General features: G+C 60.6%; 14 protein-coding genes. 10 read left to right on the top strand and 4 right to left on the bottom strand.

Annotated features, from left to right (window positions below; translation table 11 throughout):
• Positions 1-56: 56 nt before the first annotated feature.
• The 5 genes from QU606_RS00660 to QU606_RS00640 all read left to right on the top strand — a co-directional run bounded on the left by QU606_RS00660 (position 57) and on the right by QU606_RS00640 (position 12,683).
• Positions 57-4,649, top strand: a complete 4,593-nt coding sequence (locus tag QU606_RS00660) for a dermonecrotic toxin domain-containing protein (RefSeq protein ID WP_304998029.1) — start codon at positions 57-59, stop codon at positions 4,647-4,649.
• Positions 4,650-4,708: 59 nt separating this feature from the next.
• On the top strand, positions 4,709-5,701 hold the full coding sequence (locus QU606_RS00655; protein WP_024078165.1) for an AraC family transcriptional regulator: 993 nt from the start codon (positions 4,709-4,711) through the stop codon (positions 5,699-5,701).
• Between the two features lie 132 nt (positions 5,702-5,833).
• Positions 5,834-6,868, top strand: a complete 1,035-nt coding sequence (locus QU606_RS00650; RefSeq protein WP_304998028.1) for a histone deacetylase family protein — start codon at positions 5,834-5,836, stop codon at positions 6,866-6,868.
• Complete coding sequence (locus tag QU606_RS00645) at positions 6,865-7,956, top strand: polyamine ABC transporter substrate-binding protein (protein ID WP_304998027.1); 1,092 nt, start codon at positions 6,865-6,867, stop codon at positions 7,954-7,956. Before QU606_RS00650 ends, QU606_RS00645 begins: the two co-directional genes overlap by 4 nt.
• Positions 7,957-8,090: 134 nt before the next feature.
• Complete coding sequence (locus tag QU606_RS00640) at positions 8,091-12,683, top strand: dermonecrotic toxin domain-containing protein (RefSeq protein WP_304998026.1); 4,593 nt, start codon at positions 8,091-8,093, stop codon at positions 12,681-12,683.
• Here the strand turns inward: QU606_RS00640 and QU606_RS00635 are convergent.
• A complete protein-coding gene (locus QU606_RS00635; protein WP_304998025.1) occupies positions 12,639-14,228 on the bottom strand; it encodes a PLP-dependent aminotransferase family protein in 1,590 nt (529 codons plus the stop codon). The genes QU606_RS00640 and QU606_RS00635 overlap by 45 nt on opposite strands.
• A gap of 102 nt (positions 14,229-14,330) precedes the next feature.
• On the opposite strand from QU606_RS00635, the gene QU606_RS00630 reads away from it, so the two are divergent.
• Genes QU606_RS00630 through QU606_RS00620 form a run of 3 tightly spaced genes read left to right on the top strand, consistent with a single transcriptional unit; the run spans position 14,331 to position 16,103 of the window.
• Positions 14,331-14,969, top strand: a complete 639-nt coding sequence (locus tag QU606_RS00630) for an FMN-binding negative transcriptional regulator (protein WP_069077335.1) — start codon at positions 14,331-14,333, stop codon at positions 14,967-14,969.
• A complete protein-coding gene (locus QU606_RS00625; protein ID WP_024078171.1) occupies positions 14,966-15,412 on the top strand; it encodes a GNAT family N-acetyltransferase in 447 nt (148 codons plus the stop codon). Before QU606_RS00630 ends, QU606_RS00625 begins: the two co-directional genes overlap by 4 nt.
• Positions 15,413-15,422: 10 nt before the next feature.
• Positions 15,423-16,103: a GNAT family N-acetyltransferase gene (locus QU606_RS00620; protein WP_069077333.1), complete on the top strand. Its 681-nt coding sequence runs from the start codon at positions 15,423-15,425 to the stop codon at positions 16,101-16,103.
• A gap of 4 nt (positions 16,104-16,107) precedes the next feature.
• Here QU606_RS00620 and QU606_RS00615 read toward each other — a convergent pair whose 3' ends face one another.
• The gene (locus tag QU606_RS00615) at positions 16,108-17,007 is read right to left on the bottom strand and encodes a homocysteine S-methyltransferase family protein (protein ID WP_069077332.1); all 900 of its coding nucleotides are present in this window, start codon (positions 17,005-17,007) and stop codon (positions 16,108-16,110) included.
• A 113-nt stretch (positions 17,008-17,120) separates the two neighbouring features.
• On the opposite strand from QU606_RS00615, the gene QU606_RS00610 reads away from it, so the two are divergent.
• Both QU606_RS00610 and QU606_RS00605 read left to right on the top strand, forming a co-directional pair.
• Complete coding sequence (locus tag QU606_RS00610; RefSeq protein ID WP_024078174.1) at positions 17,121-17,942, top strand: ABC transporter substrate-binding protein; 822 nt, start codon at positions 17,121-17,123, stop codon at positions 17,940-17,942.
• Complete coding sequence (locus QU606_RS00605) at positions 17,939-18,769, top strand: amino acid ABC transporter permease (RefSeq protein ID WP_024078175.1); 831 nt, start codon at positions 17,939-17,941, stop codon at positions 18,767-18,769. The genes QU606_RS00610 and QU606_RS00605 overlap by 4 nt, the downstream gene beginning before the upstream one ends.
• Here the strand turns inward: QU606_RS00605 and QU606_RS00600 are convergent.
• Together QU606_RS00600 and QU606_RS00595 are read right to left on the bottom strand one after the other, a co-directional pair.
• Entirely contained in the window at positions 18,766-19,047 is a 282-nt protein-coding gene (locus QU606_RS00600) for a helix-turn-helix transcriptional regulator (RefSeq protein ID WP_304998024.1), read from the bottom strand. The two genes, QU606_RS00605 and QU606_RS00600, sit on opposite strands and share 4 nt — an antisense overlap.
• Positions 19,044-19,289: a hypothetical protein gene (locus QU606_RS00595; RefSeq protein WP_024078177.1), complete on the bottom strand. Its 246-nt coding sequence runs from the start codon at positions 19,287-19,289 to the stop codon at positions 19,044-19,046. The genes QU606_RS00600 and QU606_RS00595 overlap by 4 nt, the downstream gene beginning before the upstream one ends.
• Positions 19,290-19,383 lie beyond the last annotated feature (94 nt).

The following is a 19,383-nucleotide window of genomic DNA, read 5'->3' as shown; positions in this document are numbered from 1 at the left end:
TAGCATGCCGAAGCTGTTCTTTCGGCAGCATTCATGAAACGGCAAGGCAGGACCCCATGAGCCAACTACCTTCTACCGCTCCTCACAGCCCCACTGATTCGCTGATCACTCAGCTCTGCGTAGGCCCCGCCTTCAGGGAAGCCGCCGGCGTGCTGTTGCGCCGATCACTGCAAGAGCTTTACCCGGACCTGCATATCGATCCCGATGTTGCCACGGTCGTCACACCGGTAGCCGAGCTCGTTGACGACGAGATCGTCGTCGGCGCTCCGACGCAACAGCATCTCACCGATATTCTCGCCAACCAGGCGGTCTCGGGCATTCCGACGTTGTTCACTGAGGGCCAGCATTACCTCATTCAGCCAAAAAACACGCATTCCCCCCGCCATCTCCCCGTGCGTATCGCTCAAATAGCGCAGTTGATCAACGTGCTCGCGCCCGTGATGAAGACGGCGTATCAAGAACTTCAAGTGGACTTCTGGAACTCAACCAATGGAACCTCCGGCCCACACTGGCAGGTGCTGTCCAACACATTGCGATCAATCTGGAATGTCACTGCCGTCGAAGACTGGAACGCGCAGGAATGCGCGATGGCCCGCAATCTGTTCATGTCGCCGGAGCACAAGCTCCGTCAAGCCAAGGACCCCTATGCCAGCCGGGCCTACCTGATAGATGTCGACAGGGTGGACGGCGAAACCGTCAAACACCTGGCCATGCTGTCAATGGCCGTGCTGATCGGCAGCCACGCAGGGAAGCCGATGATCCTCATGTACTCACTGCTCAACGGCTACGAAAAGTTCACCTCGCTGGAGCAACTGGGACGCAGCTTACCCAGTCACTTGCCCTCCCCAGCCCCCACGAACATACAGTGGCGACTGTTCGAGCCCGATGGCCACTTTTTTGACCACCAGGCCTGCGCGTTGATTGCCCAGCAGATCGCGTTCATCGGGCAGCTCGACCTTGGGCAACTGCGTCGCGTCGACCCCACCGAGTCCTCACTCAACGTCCCGGCCGCCGCTGAAGAACTGGCCGGTGATAAACACCCCGACCTGGCACGCTTACGTCACCTGCTACCCGATTGGCTGAAAGTCGCCTCCACCAGCGACTTGGATCTCTATGCGCGCCACCTGAAAGACCTCGCCGCCCTGCACAGCCTGAATGCTGGCAAGTCTTTTCAAGACGACATCCCTCCCATTCAGGAATACGCACTGACCAAGCTGCGCGCAGAAATGCTCAAGGAACACAGCGATGCCGCGAACCTGCGCCTGGATAGAGTCGAGATCCGGGTGCAAAGCCCCGTGGTCTGGGGCAGTTTTACCCTTCCAGGCAAGGTCGACGTCACAACCTTCAGCCTTGCCGAACTTGCCCTGCAAAGCCTGATCAGCCTGCCGGTCGGTAACAAAAGCATTCACTTGGATAGCGATAGCAATGCCTTACCGGCCTGGATGACCGTAGCGTACGTCGAGGCCCTGATTCGCAAGGTGGACATCGGTCAACAGTACCCCGCCCTGGTCAAACAGAAACTGCTCGACAACCCGCTGGAGTCCGCGCGCAGGCAATACCTGTACAGCAACCATTTGCGTATCCAACTGCCGCTCCTGGCATTGCAGTTCAAGATCCGTCAGGAAAATGGGATTGACGAGTTGGGGTATCGCTACATCGTCGCCGTATTGAATAAAGAGGTGTCAAACCGTCAGGTCGACGGTCAGACCATTGTCCTGCGCCCCCTGGCTTTCATTCCGAAACACCGCGACAACGCCACGCAAGACACGGTCGCCAATATGTATGTGATTGGCCCGCAGGACCCGGATACCGGCCCTTGCCTGTTGTACCGTCCGATGCTGGAGCCGCAGTTGATGCAATACCCGTCACCGGCCAACCTGCTGTATGCGATCCGCCAATCCCAAGCGTTGCGCGACTCAGTATTGGCCTGGCTGCCCGACGGTGTGCGCAGCGACTATGCCCGCTACGCCTTTCCCGGCGAACTGCCGTCGCCCTGGGCCGCCGTCGAGCTTCTCGTAGACCCTGCGAAGCTGCTGCTGATGAACGGGCCCATGGGCCTGGGCCACCAGACGCTCAACGACCACCTGACCGGCCAGTTGTACAAAGCCAACGCCAATGCGCTGGTTACATTGGCAGACCGTCAATCGGTTTCAAATGCAGAAGCCCGCTGGGCATCGTTCAAGCAGGCCAGCTGGCTGGCGTTCACTGCCGTACTGCCTTTTTTGGGGCGAACCGTAAACGCCGCGGCCTGGATCTGGCAGATCCTCGACCAACTGCAAGAGGCCGTCGACGCGGATAAAAAGCAAGACAAAGCGGCCGAATGGTCGGCCCTGACAGGCCTGTTCCTCAACCTGGGCATGGCGTTGACCCTGCATATTGCCAGCCGCAACGCCCCGTCAGGCAGCGCTTTGGCAGTCGAAGAACCGGTAGAGCAAACGCAACAAACGGCCACCGCAAAACCCACGGTGATCAAACAACTGACCGACATCAGTTCGCCTGCCCTGCCCAGCGATCATCCCCACGTGCTGCATACCCTCGGCGCGATCAACCGTACTACCACCGACCTGGGCAAGCTGCTGGACAGTTTCAAAGTCGAAAAACCAGCGGTGCAAAACCCGGCCTCGTCACGTAGGGGCCCTCAACGATACCTCTACCCGTTGCGCAGTAAGTGGTACGCACCAGTGGGCCAACGCTGGTTTGAAGTCACGGTCGACGAAAATGACGAGGTGCAGATCATCGATCCCCAGCAACCCACTCGCTCTGGCCCCTTTGTGATCGGCAACCTCAAGGGGGAGTGGTTCATCGACACCCGCTTGCGTCTGCGCGGAGGCGGCTCCAAGAGCCAGGAAAGAAAAGCCCGGGCACTGGCCGAGCGTCAAGTGAACCAGATGCGCAACCAACTCACGACTTTCGAGCAACGCAAACAAGCTGCGCAAGAGGAGCTGCAACGTGCACTGCAAGCCATGCTCGACGCTCCCGCAGCCACAGCCCAGGCCAAGCGCAACGTCTACCTCGGACTGCTGGACAGTCAATGCGCGAACTATGAAACAGCCCTGCAAGACCTCAAGACCTTGAATGTTTTTGCACCGACACCAGACTTCCAGTTTCGCGCCATCGGGTACATCAAAGCTCAGTTGAGTTTGAGCCAGGCGGGCCTCACTGAAATACTGAAAACCTTCGCCCCCAAGCTCAAGACAACGCTGGAGCAGATCGAGCGCCAGGCCAAAGCCCCGCAAGAGCGGGATATCCCCCAGTCCAACGAAATGACTGAAATGTTGGGGAGAATGATTCAATGCATGGATTACTTCGAATCACGATTCACCCAACTGCGCGATCTTTCAAGCGAAGGGTTACGCTTGATACAAAGCACCAAAAGCCTGCTGCCCAGTTACCGCAGCGATGACCTCAAGGCGTTACAGGTGTCCCTTGCCCGCAATCTCTGCCTGCGTGAAGACACCCTACTGAGCGAACCCCAGGCGTGGCTGGCCATCGACCAGATTGTCGACGCCTGCGACATCGCCATCCAGGCCCTGCGCGATACATTGCGCGAGCGCAGTGACAGGCGGATCGACGAGCAGATCGAAACACTGAGCAGCCTGATCGAACAGTTCACGCTGCTGGACGAACGCCTGCGAGACTTTCCCACTGAATTCCCCGACATTTCCCAGGCGCAAGCATTGACTCGCTTGCGCGACCAACTCAGCGGGTACACCAAACAGACCACGACTCAGCTGGCGCTGCTGGCCGCCAGCCGCAGCACCCTGCGATCCACCCCCCGTCCGCCGTCCACGCCCCCACTCCCACAGAAAAAGTTCATCAGAACTCGCTACCACGGCATGGTGGTCGGCGAACCGCAGTTGTCTGCAACGGGCCAGGAAACCGGGCTGGTGGATGTCCGTTCGCCCCTGTCCAATACCGTGGTGGCCACGTTTCACGAAAAATCAGACGGCTTTTGGGTCCAGCGGGCCAAGGCCGTAAAAACGGTCAACCTGCCCATCGACCTGCAAGCCAGTGTGACCACGGGCAACACCCTGCTCACTGGGTTGACAGCCTTCAAACAGCGAATCACCGAGCTGGCCAATCAAGCCCAACGCACGCCCATCGGCATCGAGTACCTCTACCATCAACACGCCCATCGCCTGGAGCAAGCCAGCCGCGACATCGAACAAGCACTGACCCAGAAAAACCTTGCCCAGGGCGACGTCACCCTGGCCAGCAGCGTCAAGAAATCCCTCGCCGAGGCTACCGCCACGCTGTATCAGCAATCCATAGAAAACGTGCTGAGAATGACCAAGCAGCACCCGCCCACGCCTTCCGGCGTGCAATGGCTCAAGGATCGCAACGCCATCAGTATCAAAAAAACAATCAACCGACGCCGCATAAAATCCGCCACTCCGGACTACCTGGACGAGTACTCCATCACCGATCGCAGCACCCATAAGGTGCTCTGGTATGCGCATTTCCACTATTCGACCGACTGGACCACCCTCAGGTCGTTTCTCAGTGCGCGCCTCAAGACACCCCAGGAGCAAAGCCTTGGCGCTACAGCCGACACCATCAAGGGCCTGAGCAGCGCACAACGCGTGGCCTTCCACCGCAGCGAGATCAACGAGAGCCAGGCTCAAACACTGTTTTTCAACTTGACCTGATGCACGGGCGACGGCACACAACTTGCTCCTTCACCGCACCTGCCACGTTGGAGCCGTCGATGCTGCACGCTCATCTCACCACCCTCAACGCGGTGTCGCTGGTGCTCAACACCTTCAAGGCCGAAGGCCAGGACAGCGAGGCGTTGCTTGCGGGCAGCGGCATCTGTGCGGCGGACTTGAGCCGTGCCGACACGCGCATCACCACCAATCAGGAAATGCGCGTGTGCGCCAACGCCGTGGCCCTGCGTCGCGATGTCGGCCTGGAGCTGGGCCGCCAGATGCATGTGTCGGCCTACGGCATGCTGGGTTACGCGCTGCTCACCAGTGCCACCTTCGGTGACGCTTTGCGCCTGGCGCTGCGTTATCCAGCGCTGTTGGGAACACTCTTCGAACTGAGCCTTGAAGAAGAGGGCGAGCGCATCTGGTTCACTGCCAGTGGCTACCGGGAAAACCCGACGCTGGAGACGTTCAACGTCGAACTGTGCCTGGCGTCGCTGAAAGTGATCTGCGACGACCTGCTCGGCCAGCCCCTGCCGCTGCTCGCCGCACGCTTCGAACATGACGCCCCGGACTACCGCGCGCGCTATGCGGAACGTTTCCCCTGCCCGCTGCAATTCCAGGCCACCGCCAATGCTTTCGCATTCGACAGGCACTGGCTCGAACAGCCGCTGCCCCTGGCTGACGCGATTACCCACCGGGCCATGGCCGAACGCTGCCGCAAACACAACCTGGAGTTCACCGGGCGCCAGGCTTGGCTGGGCAGGATTCGCCAACTGCTCACCACTCAGCTCCACGCCGCGCCCGGCGTGGAGGGCTTGGCCACGCAAATGAACTGTTCAGCGCGAACCTTGCGCCGGCACTTGCATGACCTGGGTTGCAGCTACCAGGACCTGCTTGATGAGTTGCGCTTCGAGCGGGCCAAACAACTGTTGGCGCAAGACCAATGGCCGATCTACCGGATTGCCGAGGCGCTGGGCTTCAGCGAGACGGCCAGCTTCCGGCACGCATTTGTGCGCTGGAGCGGCGTGGCGCCGAGCCAATTTCGCGCATGACGCCCCACGGAGGGGCGAATTGCGGACAGATAATTTGGCCGTATTTATCCCCTTTTGGCCGCTCCTGCCGTTCTCATAAACCGCGTCCGCCGCAAGACTGCATGCACCGACACAGCCTGCGGAGAACAACAAATGCTGACGATCTACTCGGACGATCACCACCTGCACCACGGCCGTTGTGAACTGATGGACGGGCAACTGATGCCCTGCTTCGAGATGCCTTCGCGTGCCGACCACGTGCTGCAACGGGTCAAAGACCGCGAACTGGGCCCGGTCCACGGGCCGCGGGACTTCGGCCTGGCGCCGCTGCAACGGGTCCACAGCCACGCCTACCTCGACTTCTTCCAGGGGGCCTGGCAACGCTGGACCGAATTCGGCCAGGACGGCGACCTGTTGCCCTACACCTGGCCCGCCCGCACCCTGCGCCGGGTATTGCCCGCCAGCCTGCACGGCCAGCTCGGCTACTACAGCTTCGACGGCGGCGCGCCGATTACCGCCGGCACCTGGCAAGCCGCCTACAGCGCGGCGCAAGTCGCCCTCACGGCCCAGGCTGCCATCCAACAAGGCGCCCACAGTGCCTTCGCCCTGTGCCGCCCGCCGGGGCACCATGCCGCCAGCGACTTGATGGGCGGCTACTGCTACCTCAACAATGCCGCCATTGCCGCCCAGTCCTTCCTTGATCAAGGCTGCAAGCGCGTCGCGATCCTCGATGTGGATTACCACCACGGCAACGGCACCCAGTCGATTTTCTATGAACGCAGCGATGTGCTGTTCACCTCGATCCACGGCCACCCCGAAGCGGAGTTTCCGTTTTTCCTCGGCTATGCCGATGAACTGGGCGAAGGCGCAGGCACTGGCTTCAACTTCAACTACCCCTTGCCGGCCGGTTCAGGCTGGGAACGCTGGAGCGCTGCCCTTGAAGAGGCTTGCACAGAAATTGAGCGCTATGGCGCCGACATCGTTGTCGTTTCGCTGGGGGTGGACACGTTCAAGCACGACCCCATCTCGCAATTCAAACTCGACAGCCCGGACTACCTGGCGATGGGCGCGCGCATTGCGCACTTGGGCAAGCCGACGCTGTTCGTGATGGAAGGCGGCTACGCCGTCGAAGAAATCGGCATCAATGCCGTCAACGTTCTCGAAGGTTTTGAGGGGGCTGCCCAATGAAGATGCTCAAGTCACTCGTGCTGTGCGCCGCCGTTATCAGCGGCATGGTCCACGCTGAAGAAAAAACCCTGCGAGTCTACAACTGGTTCGACTACATCACGCCCAAGGCACTGGAAGACTTCAAGGCACAGAACCCCAACCTCAAGCTGGTGTACGACATCTTCGACACCAACGAAGCCCTGGAAGCCAAGCTGCTCACCGGCAACTCCGGGTATGACGTGGTGGTGCCGTCCAATGTGTTCCTGGCCAAGCAGATCGAAGCCGGGGTGTTCCAACCACTGGACCGCAGCCAACTGCCGAACTGGAACCACCTCGATCCCAAGCTGATGAAGCTGATCGAGGCCAATGACCCCGGCAATAAATTCGCCGTGCCCTATATGTACGGCACCATCCTGATCGGCTTCAACCCGGACAAGGTCAAGGCCGCGCTGGACGCCGATGCGCCGGTGGACAGCTGGGACCTGATCTTCAAGGAAGAGAACATCAGCAAGCTCAAACAATGCGGCGTCGCACTGCTCGACTCGCCGTCCGAGATCCTGCCGCTGGCCCTGCAGCACCTGGGCCTGGATCCCAACAGCCGCAACCCCAAGGACTATGACAAAGCCGAAGCGCTGCTGCTGAAGATCCGTCCCTACATCACCTACTTCCACTCCTCCAAATACATGGCGGATATCGCCAATGGAGACATCTGCGTGGCCGTCGGTTATTCCGGCAGCTTCTCCCAGGCTGCCAACCGCGCCAAGGAAGCCAAGAACGGCGTGACCGTTGACATGCGCCTGCCCAAGGAAGGGGCACCGATCTGGTTCGACATGCTCGCCATTCCCAAGGGGGCGAAGAACCCGCAAGACGCCTACACCTTTATCAACTACCTGCTGCAACCGCAGGTGATCGCGCCGATCAGCGATTTTGTCGGCTACCCCAACCCCAACAAGGACGCCACCGAACAGGTCGACCCCTCGATTCGCAACAACCCCAACCTGTACCCGACTGAGGCGGCGATGGCCACGCTCTATACGCTCAAGCCGCTGGGGCGTGACGCTGAACGCGCCCGCACGCGGGCCTGGACCAAGATCAAGTCCGGGACATAACGCAGGCATCGGAGGGCAATGCAAAGGGGTGGTAAGTCGTTGAAGGTACTCGACAGTTAGTTACCACCCTGGGCGAACCGCTCCTCGATAAGTTCTGACACACGGATGTTTTCCGCCTGATCAGGACTGCCCACATGAACGATGTTGTTTCACCCGAAAACAGCGAAATACTGACCCAACTGAGCTCCGGCCCTTCCGTGCGTGAAGTGGCCTCGGCCACCCTGCGCCAGGCCTTGGACGAGATGTACCCGGAACTGGAAATCAACCCGGACCTGGCCACGGTGTATCAACCCCAATGGTATCCGGTGGATGACACAATCCTCCCGGGCAAGCCGCACACCGAAACCCTCACGAGCGCACTGGCGCGCAGTGCCTTTTCCGGCGAGCCGGTGACCTATCTGGACCGTGAACACTATCTGGCCTATCGCTCGACGGGTAAACCGCAAGCGCACCTGCCCGTCAGAATCGACGCGATTGCCCGGCTGATCAACGAGCTGGCGCCGCTGATGTTTGTCGCCTACCAGGAACAGCAGATGGAATTCTGGAACCAAAGCGACGGCAGGGGCCCGCGCTGGCGAGCCTTGGCCCAGGCATTGCGTAATGCCTGGAATGTGCAGGAAGTCGACGGCTGGGACGCCGACGACTGCGCCATTGCCCGCACGGTGTTTCATTACCCCGATTACGTCGAGCGCCAGCCCCGCGACAAATATGGAACGCGGGCCTACCTGGTGGACATCGATATGCAGGATGGTGCAGCCAACCAGCATATTAACGTCACGGCAGTTGCCGTACTGATCGCCAGCCACGGCGACCGGTCCATCATCCTCAGCTACTCGATCATCGACGGGTACAGAAAATTCGTCGACACCCAGGCGCTCGGCGAATCACTGCAGGCATGCATTGGCAACTCATCCGGTGAAACCCTGAACTGGCGGCTGCTGGAGCCAGACGGTGATTTTTTCGAACACCAGGCCTGCAGTTTGATTGGCCTGCAAGTCGAGGCCATTGGCTCGCTCGGTTTTTTAACCGCTGAACCCCAGGACCTGCTGTCCCTGAAAGAAGGCAGCACAGAAGCTGCCCAACTCCTGCGGCTCGATCAGTCGCATATGGGCCATATCCGACGCGCCTTACCGCAATGGTTGCTGCAAGCCTCGCAGGCCGATCAATCGGCTTACGGGCGCTACATGATCGACCTCGCCAATCAGAACGCCCGGGACGAGGGAAAAACCTTCATGGACGGCCTGCCGACTATCACCGATTTTACGCGCCAGGCCCTGAAGGCATTGCTCACCCGGGATCACCCCGAGGCCACCGGCCTGGACCCTGAGCACATTGTAATAACGGTCACCAGCCAAGTGATCTGGGGCACGGTCACGATACCTGGCAGGACGCAAACCGAGACATTCAGCCTGGTTGAATTGGCCTTGCAAAACCTGATCGCGCTCCCGCTGGGAAACAAAACCGTGAGCTACAAAAGTGGGCGCCCGACACCCGCCTGGCTGACGCCCACCTATGTGGAACAACTGGTCACCCAGGCGAATATCGGCCAAAGCTACCCGGCGCAGGTCAACACGCAGTTATTGACCAACACCGAACAAGCCTTGAAGCGTCAACAGTTGTACCGCGGGCAGCTACGCCTGCAACTGCCCTTGCTGGCCTTGCAGTACAAAATCCGCGACCAGTTCAACATTGATGAACAGGGTTATCGCTATGTGCGCGCGGCGATGGCCACCCATGCGCAGGAACGCCGGGTGGATGGCGATGAAGTGGTCATTCGCCCCTTGGCGCTACGCCCCAAGTGGCGTGTGCTAGGCGGTGCGGACACCGTCGACAACATGTTTATCATCGGGCCGCAGGAGCCGAAAAACGGCCCATGCCTCTTGTATCGACCGCTTTCCGACGCGCCTTTGATGCAATTCCCCTCATTGGCCAACCTGCTTTATGCGATCAAGCAAGACACACCATTGCGCCAATCAGTACTCGCGTGGCTTCCCGAAGCCGTACGTTCGGACTACGCCCAGTTCGTCTTCCCCGGTAGCGTGCCTTCGCCCTGGATACTCCCCACGCTGCTCAGCGAGCCGGTGAGTTCATTGGTGATGAGTGGTCCCATCGAATTCAGTACCCAGGCCCTGAGCACAGATCCCTTCACTGAACTTTACAACGCTAACGCCCGTGCCCTGGTGACCTTGGCCGACCGCCAGTCAGTCTCCAATGCCGAAGCTCGCTGGGAGAGCCTGAAGCACGCGGGCTGGCTGATTCTCAATAATGCGTTGCCATTCCTGGGCCGAACCGTGGGTGCCGCGGCCTGGATCTGGCAAATCATGGACGATATCCAGCACATCATCGATGCCGAGGCGAGCGGCGACCGCCCGGCCAGCACCTCGGCGCTGGTGGATGCGTTCCTGACCCTGGGCCTGGTCCTGGCCCTGCATATCAGCCTCCAGCACGCGCCGACACGCACACTTGAAAAGCCCGCCCTGGCACCCGAGCCGCCGCTACGGCGCAAACCTGTGTTCATTCAAAAACCCACCGTCAGCACCGCCGACCTGACCCCAACCCATGAACCGATACTGCGCAGCAGCGGTGCATTGACCCGTGGCCGCCTCAGCCTGGCCAAGCTGCTGGACAGCTTCAGCCTGCCCAAACCCGAAGGGTTGGCGGCCCAAACCGTCACGCCTGGGCCCCACCTGCACCTGTATGCCAAGGGCCAAGCGTGGTACGCCCCTGTAGGGGAGCGTTGGTTTGAGGTGACCATCGACGAAAATGACGCGGTGATGATTATCGACCCCAAGGACCCGCGACGGGAGGGGCCATCCTTGATCAACAACCGCCTGGGGCAGTGGTTTGTCGACACCCGGCTGCGGCTGCGGGGCGGCGGGCTGCGTAGCCGACGCAAGAAAGGCGAGCGCCTGAGGCCGCCGAAAATCCACGAGTTACGCGAACAACTGGAGGCTTTCGACTCCCGGACCATGCAGCGGCGCGAGCAAATCATTGAGTCCCAGAGAGCCATCGACGCGGCAACTCCGGCCGATCGTGAAGCCGCCAGCACCGCCTTCCTCACACAGGTTTCCACACGCCTGAGTGAGTTGGACGTGCCGATCGCCCAGCTGAAATCGTTGAACCTGCTCGATAGCGTGCCCAATTACCAGGAGGCCATGCTCGAATACCTGGACGAGCAGATGATACTGGCGCGAAGCGCCACGGCCGAACAGCTGGAGCGTTTTCAGGAGAGCTTGAACACGGCCTCTCAATTCCTGGACGATCCCGAGCCGTCAGATACACAAGCAGCGCTGGAAGACTGCCGCGCCATCGACCTGCAGGCCCAGGACTTGATCAATCGCTTCAGTGACCTGCACTCGCGTTTCAACGAGGCCCGCGCCCTGGGCGAGAAGGGTGTGATGCGGGCTCAACACAATGAAAAGCTATTACCCAAGATAGAACTGGAGAATCTCAAGGCCTTCAGGATCACCTTGTCGCGTTTCCTATGTATTAAGGAGAACGCCCCGGCCGGCTCAGCGGCCGCCCGTGCGGTCGTCAACCAGATCGTCGAAAAAACCGAACTGGCGGTACAGAGCCTCTGCGAAACCTTGCAACCAGATACCCCGGTTCCGCTGGATGACCAGATCGAAGCCCTCGATAGCCTGGTGGAACAGTTCACCAGTCTGGACCAAAGCCTGGCCGACTTACCGGCTGACTTTCCCGATGATGTGCATCGGCCTGCCCTTGGAGACCTGCGAGCGCTCACCGAGGAGTTCTCCCAGCGTGCGGTCAAACGCTTGACGGCATTGCTGCGCCAGCGAAAAGCCTGGGAGTCGCACGTGGCGGGCCCGTCCAGGCCCGTGCCGAGGCCGCAGAAAAAGGTGATCAAGACCCGCTTCCAGGGCGTGGTGGTAGGAGAAGAGCGCGCGCCATTAAGTGGCGAATCCACCCCCCTGGTGGAGGTGAAGCAACCGCTGACCGGCAAAGTGATTGCCTTGTTTCATGAAAAGGAACCGGGGGTGTGGGTGGAGCACGAGCGCCCGAGCGCGCCATCGACACACGCCATGCCACGCACCGTGAGCGCCGCCATTGCCAGCGGCCAGACGTTGCTCGACGAGATGGAGCCCTTCATCGAGCGCACCAAGGGCCTGGCCAGTGACACACGACGGTTGCCCGTGGAAATCGAAGAGCGTTTCCACCGCCAGATCAAACAGTTGGAACAGGCCGGCCGTGATATCGAGGAGGCATTGACCGCCAGCAACCTGACTGAAAGCGGGGCTCCGTCGGCAGCCCTGATCAATCGTAATCTCGATACGGCGGTCAAGCGCCTCTATGACGAGGGACGCCGGCTCAAGCTCACCATGCTCAAGCAGCGCCCCCCCACAGCCGCCCATGTCGAACTGCTGTACCGCGAAAAAGAGATCGTTATCAAACCGTTGCCCGGTTCACGCAGCAAGCTCTCCGGGCGCAACAAAGGCTATTTGAAGGAGTACGAGATTCTCGACACGCAAAGCTCGAATGCACTGTGGTATGCCCACTTTCACTATAAAGAGCTGGTAGGTCCCGAAGAGGCTTACACCGCCGCACACCTCAAGACCAAGGCGCAGCGACGCTTGGGTGGCAAGTACCAGACACCGACCAGAACCGACGACCACGAGAGCATCGCCGTGTACCGCAGCGAAATAGGCCCTCACCTGGCCCGTTTACTGTTCTTCAAACAGCCCGCTCCGTCGGTGCCCGCGCCCTGACGGCGGCTGGCAATGCCAGGCCTTGTAGAGACGCGCCAGGGCCTGTGCGATATCCGCCTGCGGCACCGCGGCAAACCCCAGCACCAGCCCGGCCCGCAGGTCCGGCGGCGTGCTGGAGTCGGGCAGCCAATAGCTGCTCAAGCCGTTGACCTCCACCTCTACCGCACGAGCCTGTGCCACCAACTGTTGTTCACGGGCCAGGCTGTCCACCCGCACGGTAAGGTGCAGGCCCGCTGCGACATTCGGCAGGCCGCTCACCCCCTGGAGTCCGCTCGGCCATCCGTTCAGCAGCGCATTACGCCGGCTGAGGGCGGCGCGGCGCATGCGGCGGATATGGCGTTGGAAATGGCCCGCTGCCATGAACTCGGCCATCACCGCCTGGGTGCTGACCTCTGAGTGCCGCACATCCACGGCACGACGCCGAGCAAACGCATCGACCAAGGTTGGCGGCAATACCAGGTAGCCCAAGCGCAATGCCGGAAACGCGACTTTGCCGAAGGTGCCCACATACAGCACGCGCCCGCTACGGTCCAACGCCGCCAGCGGCGACAGGGGCGCGCCGCTGTAGCGATACTCGCCGTCATAGTCGTCCTCGACGATCCAGCCACCGCTGCGTTCCGCCCAGGCCAGCAACTCCAGGCGTCGGGCCAGGCTCATGACCACACCCAGGGGGTACTGGTGGGACGGAGTGACATAGGCCAGACGGCAGTCGATGAGGCGGCTCAACGCCGTGCAATCAATGCCCTCCCCGTCCACCGCCACGCCATGCAAACGCCCACCGGCAAGCGCAAAGGCATGCCCGGCCGCGCGGTAACCCGGGTTTTCAACCGCGACCCCATCGCCAGGCGCCACCAGCAACTGTGCACAAAGGCTGATTGCCTGCTGCGCGCCACTGGTGATCACAATTTGCTCAGCCGTGCACTGCAAGCCTCGGGAGGTGCGCAAGTAGGCAGCGATCAACCCGCGCAGTCGTTCATCCCCCGCCGGGTGGCCGTAACACAGCTGTTCTAAGTTCGGCTTGCGCCAGAAAGCCGCATTCAGCTTGGCCCAGACATCGAAAGGGAACAGATCGAATGCAGGCACCCCCACTCGAAATGCCCGAGGTGGCCCCACAGGCGGCAGGGGCAAATGATTGGTTTCAAGGCGTCCCATGGCCAGGCTGTGGATAACTTTTTCGGCCGCTGAAGCCTCTTTTTGAAGATCATTTGTGGATAACCCTGGGGATAAGCCTGTTGAAAACCCTGTGGATAGTTTTGTGGATAGTTTTTTTGAGGTGGGCAGTTGCGCCACATAAGTGCCGTCGCCGACCCGGCTTTCAATAAACCCCTCGGCGTAGAGCTGATCGTAGGCGCGCACCACACTGTTGCGAGAAATCGACAGCGCCGCCGCCAGGTCACGGCTGGCGGGCAACCGCGTGCCACTGACCAGACGACCGTCCAGCACCCGTTGGCGCAACGCTTCGTACAGCTGGCGAGTCAGCCCTTGGCGGCGATCCAGCTCAATGCCGGCTGGGTTGAACGATAACGGCGGCGCACTGGATGACATGCTGGACTCTCGCGAATTGGACCTATGAAATTGGCCCTAGATGGCTCTTACAACGAACCATTAGCCTGCCTAGGATGCAGGCATTCGCCAAGGAATATTTCCATGTACACACCCCGCGCCTTTGTTCTCGACGATTTGCCCGAACTGCAGCAACTGATCCAGCACACCCGCCTGGCGCAGTTGGTGACCTTTGGTGAGCAAGGCCTGCAAGCCAGCCACCTGCCGCTGTTGATCAACCCCGACGAAGGCCCCAACGGCACACTCTACGGGCACTTGGCCAAAGCCAATCCCCAGTGGCACGACCTGCAAAATGGCAGCGATGCGCTGGTGATCTTTGCCGGCGCAGACGCCTACATCAGCCCGGCGTTTTACCCAGCGAAAGCCGAGCACGGCAAAGTGGTGCCCACCTGGAATTACATCGCGGTGCATGCCTATGGCAAGGCCGAGGTATTCACCGACGCCGAACGTGTGCTCGCCGTGGTCACCGCGCTGACCGATCGTCATGAAGGCAACCGCCCCCAGCCATGGAAAGTCAGCGACGCCCCGGCCGACTACATTGACGGCATGCTCAAGGCCATTGTTGCCTTCGCCCTGCCGATCGAGCGCCTGGTCGGCAAACGCAAACTCAGCCAGAACCGCAGCGCGGCGGATATCGCCGGCGTGCAGGCGGGCCTGGCCACCAGTGTCGACGTGCGCGACCAGACCCTCGCCCGCTTTATGCCTCAAGGAGCGCCAGAATGAGCCAGATCGATATCCGCCCCGTTACCGCCGCCGACCACGCCGCCTGGCTGCCGCTGTGGCAAGCGTACTTGAAGTTCTACAACACCGAACTGCCGGACGCCGTGAGCCAGAACACCTGGCAACGCCTGATCGATCCCCAGGAGCCAACCCATTCAGCCCTGGCCTGGCAAGACGGCAAGGCCGTGGGCATGGTCAACTTCATCTACCACCGCTCCAACTGGAGCATCGAGAATTCCTGCTACCTGCAAGACTTGCTGGTGGACCCGGCCCAACGGGGTACGGGTGTCGGCCGCAAGCTGATCGAATTCGTCTACACCACCGCCAAGGCCGATGGTTGCTGCAAGGTGCATTGGCTGACCCACGAGACCAATGCCACCGCGATCCAGCTCTACGAGCGCATCGCCGAACGCCCTGGTTTCATCCAATTTCGCAAAGGTCTTTAAGGAGCGCAGCATGCCCACTTCTCTCGCCGACTGGAAAGGCGTCCCGGCGCCCACCGTTCAACTGCTCGAAGGGCGCTTCATCCGCCTGGAGAAACTCGACCCGGCCCGCCATGGCGACGATCTGTTCAACGCCCTGCAAGGTCCCGGCGCCGATCCCAAGCTGTGGGACTATCTGCCCTATGGCCCCTTCCCCGAGCGCAGCGCCTTCAATGACTGGCTGAACAACCATGCTGCGCACAGCGACCCCTATTTTTTCAGCGTGATCGACCGTGCGACCGGCCAGGTCCAAGGCATCCTCAGCCTGATGTCCATCGTCCCGGAGCATGGCCGCATCGAAATCGGCCACGTGACCTTCGGCGCCCCGATGCAACGCTCGCCAAAAAGCACCGAGGCGGTGTACCTGCTGGCCAAGTACGCCTTTGACCAGGGCTATCGCCGCCTGGAATGGAAGTGCAACAACGCCAACGACCGCTCCAAATACGCGGCCGAACGGTTGGGCTTCAGTTTTGAAGGGGTGTTTCGCCAGCATACGGTGGTCAAGGGCAAGAACCGGGACACCGCGTGGTATTCGATCATCGACTCGGAATGGCCAACCGTTGGGGCGGGGTTTGAAGCGTGGTTGTCGCAGGCGAACCAGGCAGGTTCAGGCCAATTGAAAAGCCTGGCGGAGTGTCGCCGCCAGGCTCTTTAAACGGTTAAGCCAGCTTCTGGGCCAACACCGCAATATGCTCCGGCCCGATCCCGCAGCAACCGCCCAGGTGGCTGGCGCCGCGCGCCTGCCAGTCGGCGGCCCAGTGCAGGTAGCCGGGCGGGTCGAGATCATCACGCAGCGGGTCGAGGCCGTCGTTGGCCGTGGCCTCCTTGGGTTGCGGCGGGAACGCATTGGCGTAGGCGCCGATCTGGATCGCCACGCCCAAGCGTTCGAAGGTCTGGCGCGCCGCATCGATCGCCGCGCCAATCACTTCAGGTTGGCTGCAATTGAACAGCAGGACCTCCACCCCCAGTTGTGCCGCCGCTTCGGCCGCGTCTACCACCGGTTCGCCGGAGCGCAGGCGCGGGACTTCGTCGGTGTCTTCATCCTTCAAGGTAAATGACAGCCAGAACGGTTTCCCATCCCGCGGCAGGCCGGCATGGATGGCCTGCGCCTCGACGATCGAACTCTGGGTTTCCGCCAGCCACAGGTCGACGTGGGGGGCCAGGCCCTGCACCAGTGGTGTCAGCAACTCGTTGACTCGGTCGGCCTCAAACAGGTCTGGCCGATAAGAACCAAACAGCGGCGGCAATGAGCCTGCCACGCGTACGGCCTGGCCGGAAGCCTCCACCGCGCGCCGCGCCAACTCACCTGCCAGCGCCGCCAGGGCCTGGCCCTCGGCGGCAAACCGGGCTTCGCCGATATGAAACGGCACAACGGCGTAGCTGTTGCTGGTGATCACATTGGCGCCGCTCTGGATGTAAGCCGCATGCACCGCCTCCACGGCCTGGGGAGCTTCACTCAACGCCAGCGCTGACCACTCCGGCTGCCGAAACGGCGCGCCTCGGCGTTGCAGTTCGCGGCCCATGCCACCATCGAGAATTACTGTGCGTGTTGCGGGCATATGCTTTTTACTCATAAGCTTATGAAAATAACTCACTATGAGAGTCGTTCTTATAACTATTTAATACGTACACTTCGGTTCATCACAACCTCTTTTTTATTTAGGTGTCGCCCTTGAAACTAAAACCGCTCCTGGCCTTGGGCCTAACGATTCTGGCTGCCTCCACCCAAGCCTTCGGCGGTGCGACTCTGGACCGGGTTGAACAGAAGAAAGAACTGGTGGGGGTGCTGATGGAAAGCTACCCGCCTTTCTCGTTCCTCAACGAACAAAACCAACTCGATGGTTTTGACGTCGATGTGGCGAAGGCCGTGGCGCAAAAACTGGGCGTGAAACTGCGCCTGGAAACCCCTTCCTGGGACGTCATTGCCGCCGGCCGCTGGAGCGGGCGCTATGACATTTGCATCTGCTCGATGACCCCGAGCAAGGCCCGCGCCGAAGTGTTCGACTTCCCGGTGGAGTACTACGCCTCGCCTGCGGTGATCGTGGTCAACGCCCAGGATGAGCGCATCCACGGCGCCAAGGACTTGAGCGGCAAAAAAGTCGGCCTCACCAGCGCCTCCAGTTACGAAAGCTACCTGAACAAAAACCTGGTGATCGAAGGCGCCGAAGACACGCAACTGCAGTACCCCTTCGAGAACGTCCAGATCGCCCCGTACGATACCGATAACGTGGCCTTCCAGGACCTGGGCCTGGGCGCCGGCGTACGCCTGGACGCCATCCTGACCAACCTGGTCACCGCCCAACCACGCCTGAACCAGGACAAACGCTTCAAGCTTGCCGGCGAACCGCTGTACGCCGAACCCAACTCGGTGGCCATCGAAAAAGGCGACCCGCAGTGGGACGCCAAAGTGCGTGAGGTCTTTGCGCAGTTGAAGCAGGACGGCACCTTGAGCCAGCTGTCGAAGAAATGGATTGGCGCCGACATCAGCCAATGACCGCGTTCCCCACTCCTCCCAAGCCACCCGTGACCGAGTCGCGACGCCAGCGACTCCTGGGTTTTCGTACGCGCCTGTACCTGACCTGGGCCGCGCTGTTTTGCCTGTTCGCCAGTTTCTTCCTGAGCTTTGACCTGAAGTTCTCGATCATCCTCGACAAGCTGCCCAACCTGGTTGGCGTGCACCTGGCGCCCAACGGTTTTCTGCAAGGCGCGGCGCTGACGGTATTCCTGTGCCTGTGCTCGATCGTGGCATCATCGATACTGGGTTTCATCACTGCGCTGGGGCGTCTGTCGAAAAGCGCCGTGGCCTTTGGCATTGCGAGTTTTTACGCCTCCTTCTTTCGGGGTACGCCGTTGCTGATCCAGATCCTGCTGATCTATCTGGGACTGCCGCAACTGGGCCTGGTACCGGGCGCCATCGTCGCCGGGATCATCGCGCTGTCGCTGAACTATGGCGCCTACCTGAGCGAGATTTTCCGCGCCGGCATCCTCGGAGTACCCCATGGCCAACGGGAAGCAGCCCTGGCCCTGGGCATGCGCGACAGTGCGATCTTCTGGCATGTCACCCTGCCCCAGGCCATGCGCACGATCATTCCCCCTGCCACCAACCAATTTATCTCGATGCTCAAGGACTCGTCCCTGATCTCAGTGATGGGGGTATGGGAAGTGATGTTCCTGGCCCAATCCTATGGTCGCTCCAGCTATCGCTACATCGAGATGCTCACCACTGCAGCGATCATCTATTGGGTGATGTCCCTCGGGCTGGAGCTGATCCAGGCGCGCATGGAGCGGCATTACGGCAAGGGCTACGTACGACGGACCTAGTCATCCCTTTTGCGACGCACCTTGACCACGCCCATCTGCAAACCAAAGGGGCGGAACACGGCGTTCAGCGATTTCAAGGTTTGATTGCCTTCGCCATGCTCGATATGCAACAGGGTACGCACGGATATCTTGCACATCTGCGCGAACTGGCTCTGGTGCAGGCCTGTGACTTCGGTACGCAGGCGGCGTACGGCGTCGCCTATTTCGAGCGAACCGTCAGACAAGCCCTGCTCGATGCTTTCAATCACTTGTGCACGCTGACTGAGCGAGAGACTCATTGGAGAAAGGCCGGCGCGTGCTTGGGTGTCTCCTGTGACCAGTTCAATGGCACCCTTACACTCACCGCCTTGGCAAAAAGGGTATCCATCTCGTCCAGGTGATCGACCAGGTAGGTGGACTCGTAGCCAAAACGGCAGGGGCTTGCAAAACCTTTATCAGGCTCGGAAAACTCAAGCGTCATCGCATCCTGCCAATGACCGGCATCGAATATCTGCAAGGTAAGCCTGTAGGCATTGTCCATACGCAACTAAATGCACCTCGAGGTAATTGACCGGCCTGATAAACGCAATATAGTGCATAAAGCTGACTGTAGCAGCAGACGAAGCGCAATATAA

The organism is Pseudomonas sp. OVF7 (assembly GCF_030644265.1).
In the GTDB taxonomy this organism is placed as follows: domain Bacteria; phylum Pseudomonadota; class Gammaproteobacteria; order Pseudomonadales; family Pseudomonadaceae; genus Aquipseudomonas; species Aquipseudomonas gorinensis.
This window is presented reverse-complemented; position numbering and strand designations above follow the sequence as displayed.

What these genes read in the sequence shown, in the direction of transcription:
- QU606_RS00660 (WP_304998029.1), top strand. Translation starts at nt 57, where the DNA reads ATGAGCCAACTACCTTCTACCGCTCCTCACAGCCCCACTGATTCGCTG.
- QU606_RS00655 (WP_024078165.1), top strand. Translation starts at nt 4,709, where the DNA reads ATGCTGCACGCTCATCTCACCACCCTCAACGCGGTGTCGCTGGTGCTC.
- QU606_RS00650 (WP_304998028.1), top strand. Translation starts at nt 5,834, where the DNA reads ATGCTGACGATCTACTCGGACGATCACCACCTGCACCACGGCCGTTGT.
- QU606_RS00645 (WP_304998027.1), top strand. Translation starts at nt 6,865, where the DNA reads ATGAAGATGCTCAAGTCACTCGTGCTGTGCGCCGCCGTTATCAGCGGC.
- QU606_RS00640 (WP_304998026.1), top strand. Translation starts at nt 8,091, where the DNA reads ATGAACGATGTTGTTTCACCCGAAAACAGCGAAATACTGACCCAACTG.
- QU606_RS00635 (WP_304998025.1), bottom strand. Translation starts at nt 14,228, where the DNA reads ATGTCATCCAGTGCGCCGCCGTTATCGTTCAACCCAGCCGGCATTGAG.
- QU606_RS00630 (WP_069077335.1), top strand. Translation starts at nt 14,331, where the DNA reads ATGTACACACCCCGCGCCTTTGTTCTCGACGATTTGCCCGAACTGCAG.
- QU606_RS00625 (WP_024078171.1), top strand. Translation starts at nt 14,966, where the DNA reads ATGAGCCAGATCGATATCCGCCCCGTTACCGCCGCCGACCACGCCGCC.
- QU606_RS00620 (WP_069077333.1), top strand. Translation starts at nt 15,423, where the DNA reads ATGCCCACTTCTCTCGCCGACTGGAAAGGCGTCCCGGCGCCCACCGTT.
- QU606_RS00615 (WP_069077332.1), bottom strand. Translation starts at nt 17,007, where the DNA reads ATGCCCGCAACACGCACAGTAATTCTCGATGGTGGCATGGGCCGCGAA.
- QU606_RS00605 (WP_024078175.1), top strand. Translation starts at nt 17,939, where the DNA reads ATGACCGCGTTCCCCACTCCTCCCAAGCCACCCGTGACCGAGTCGCGA.
- QU606_RS00600 (WP_304998024.1), bottom strand. Translation starts at nt 19,047, where the DNA reads ATGAGTCTCTCGCTCAGTCAGCGTGCACAAGTGATTGAAAGCATCGAG.
- QU606_RS00595 (WP_024078177.1), bottom strand. Translation starts at nt 19,289, where the DNA reads ATGGACAATGCCTACAGGCTTACCTTGCAGATATTCGATGCCGGTCAT.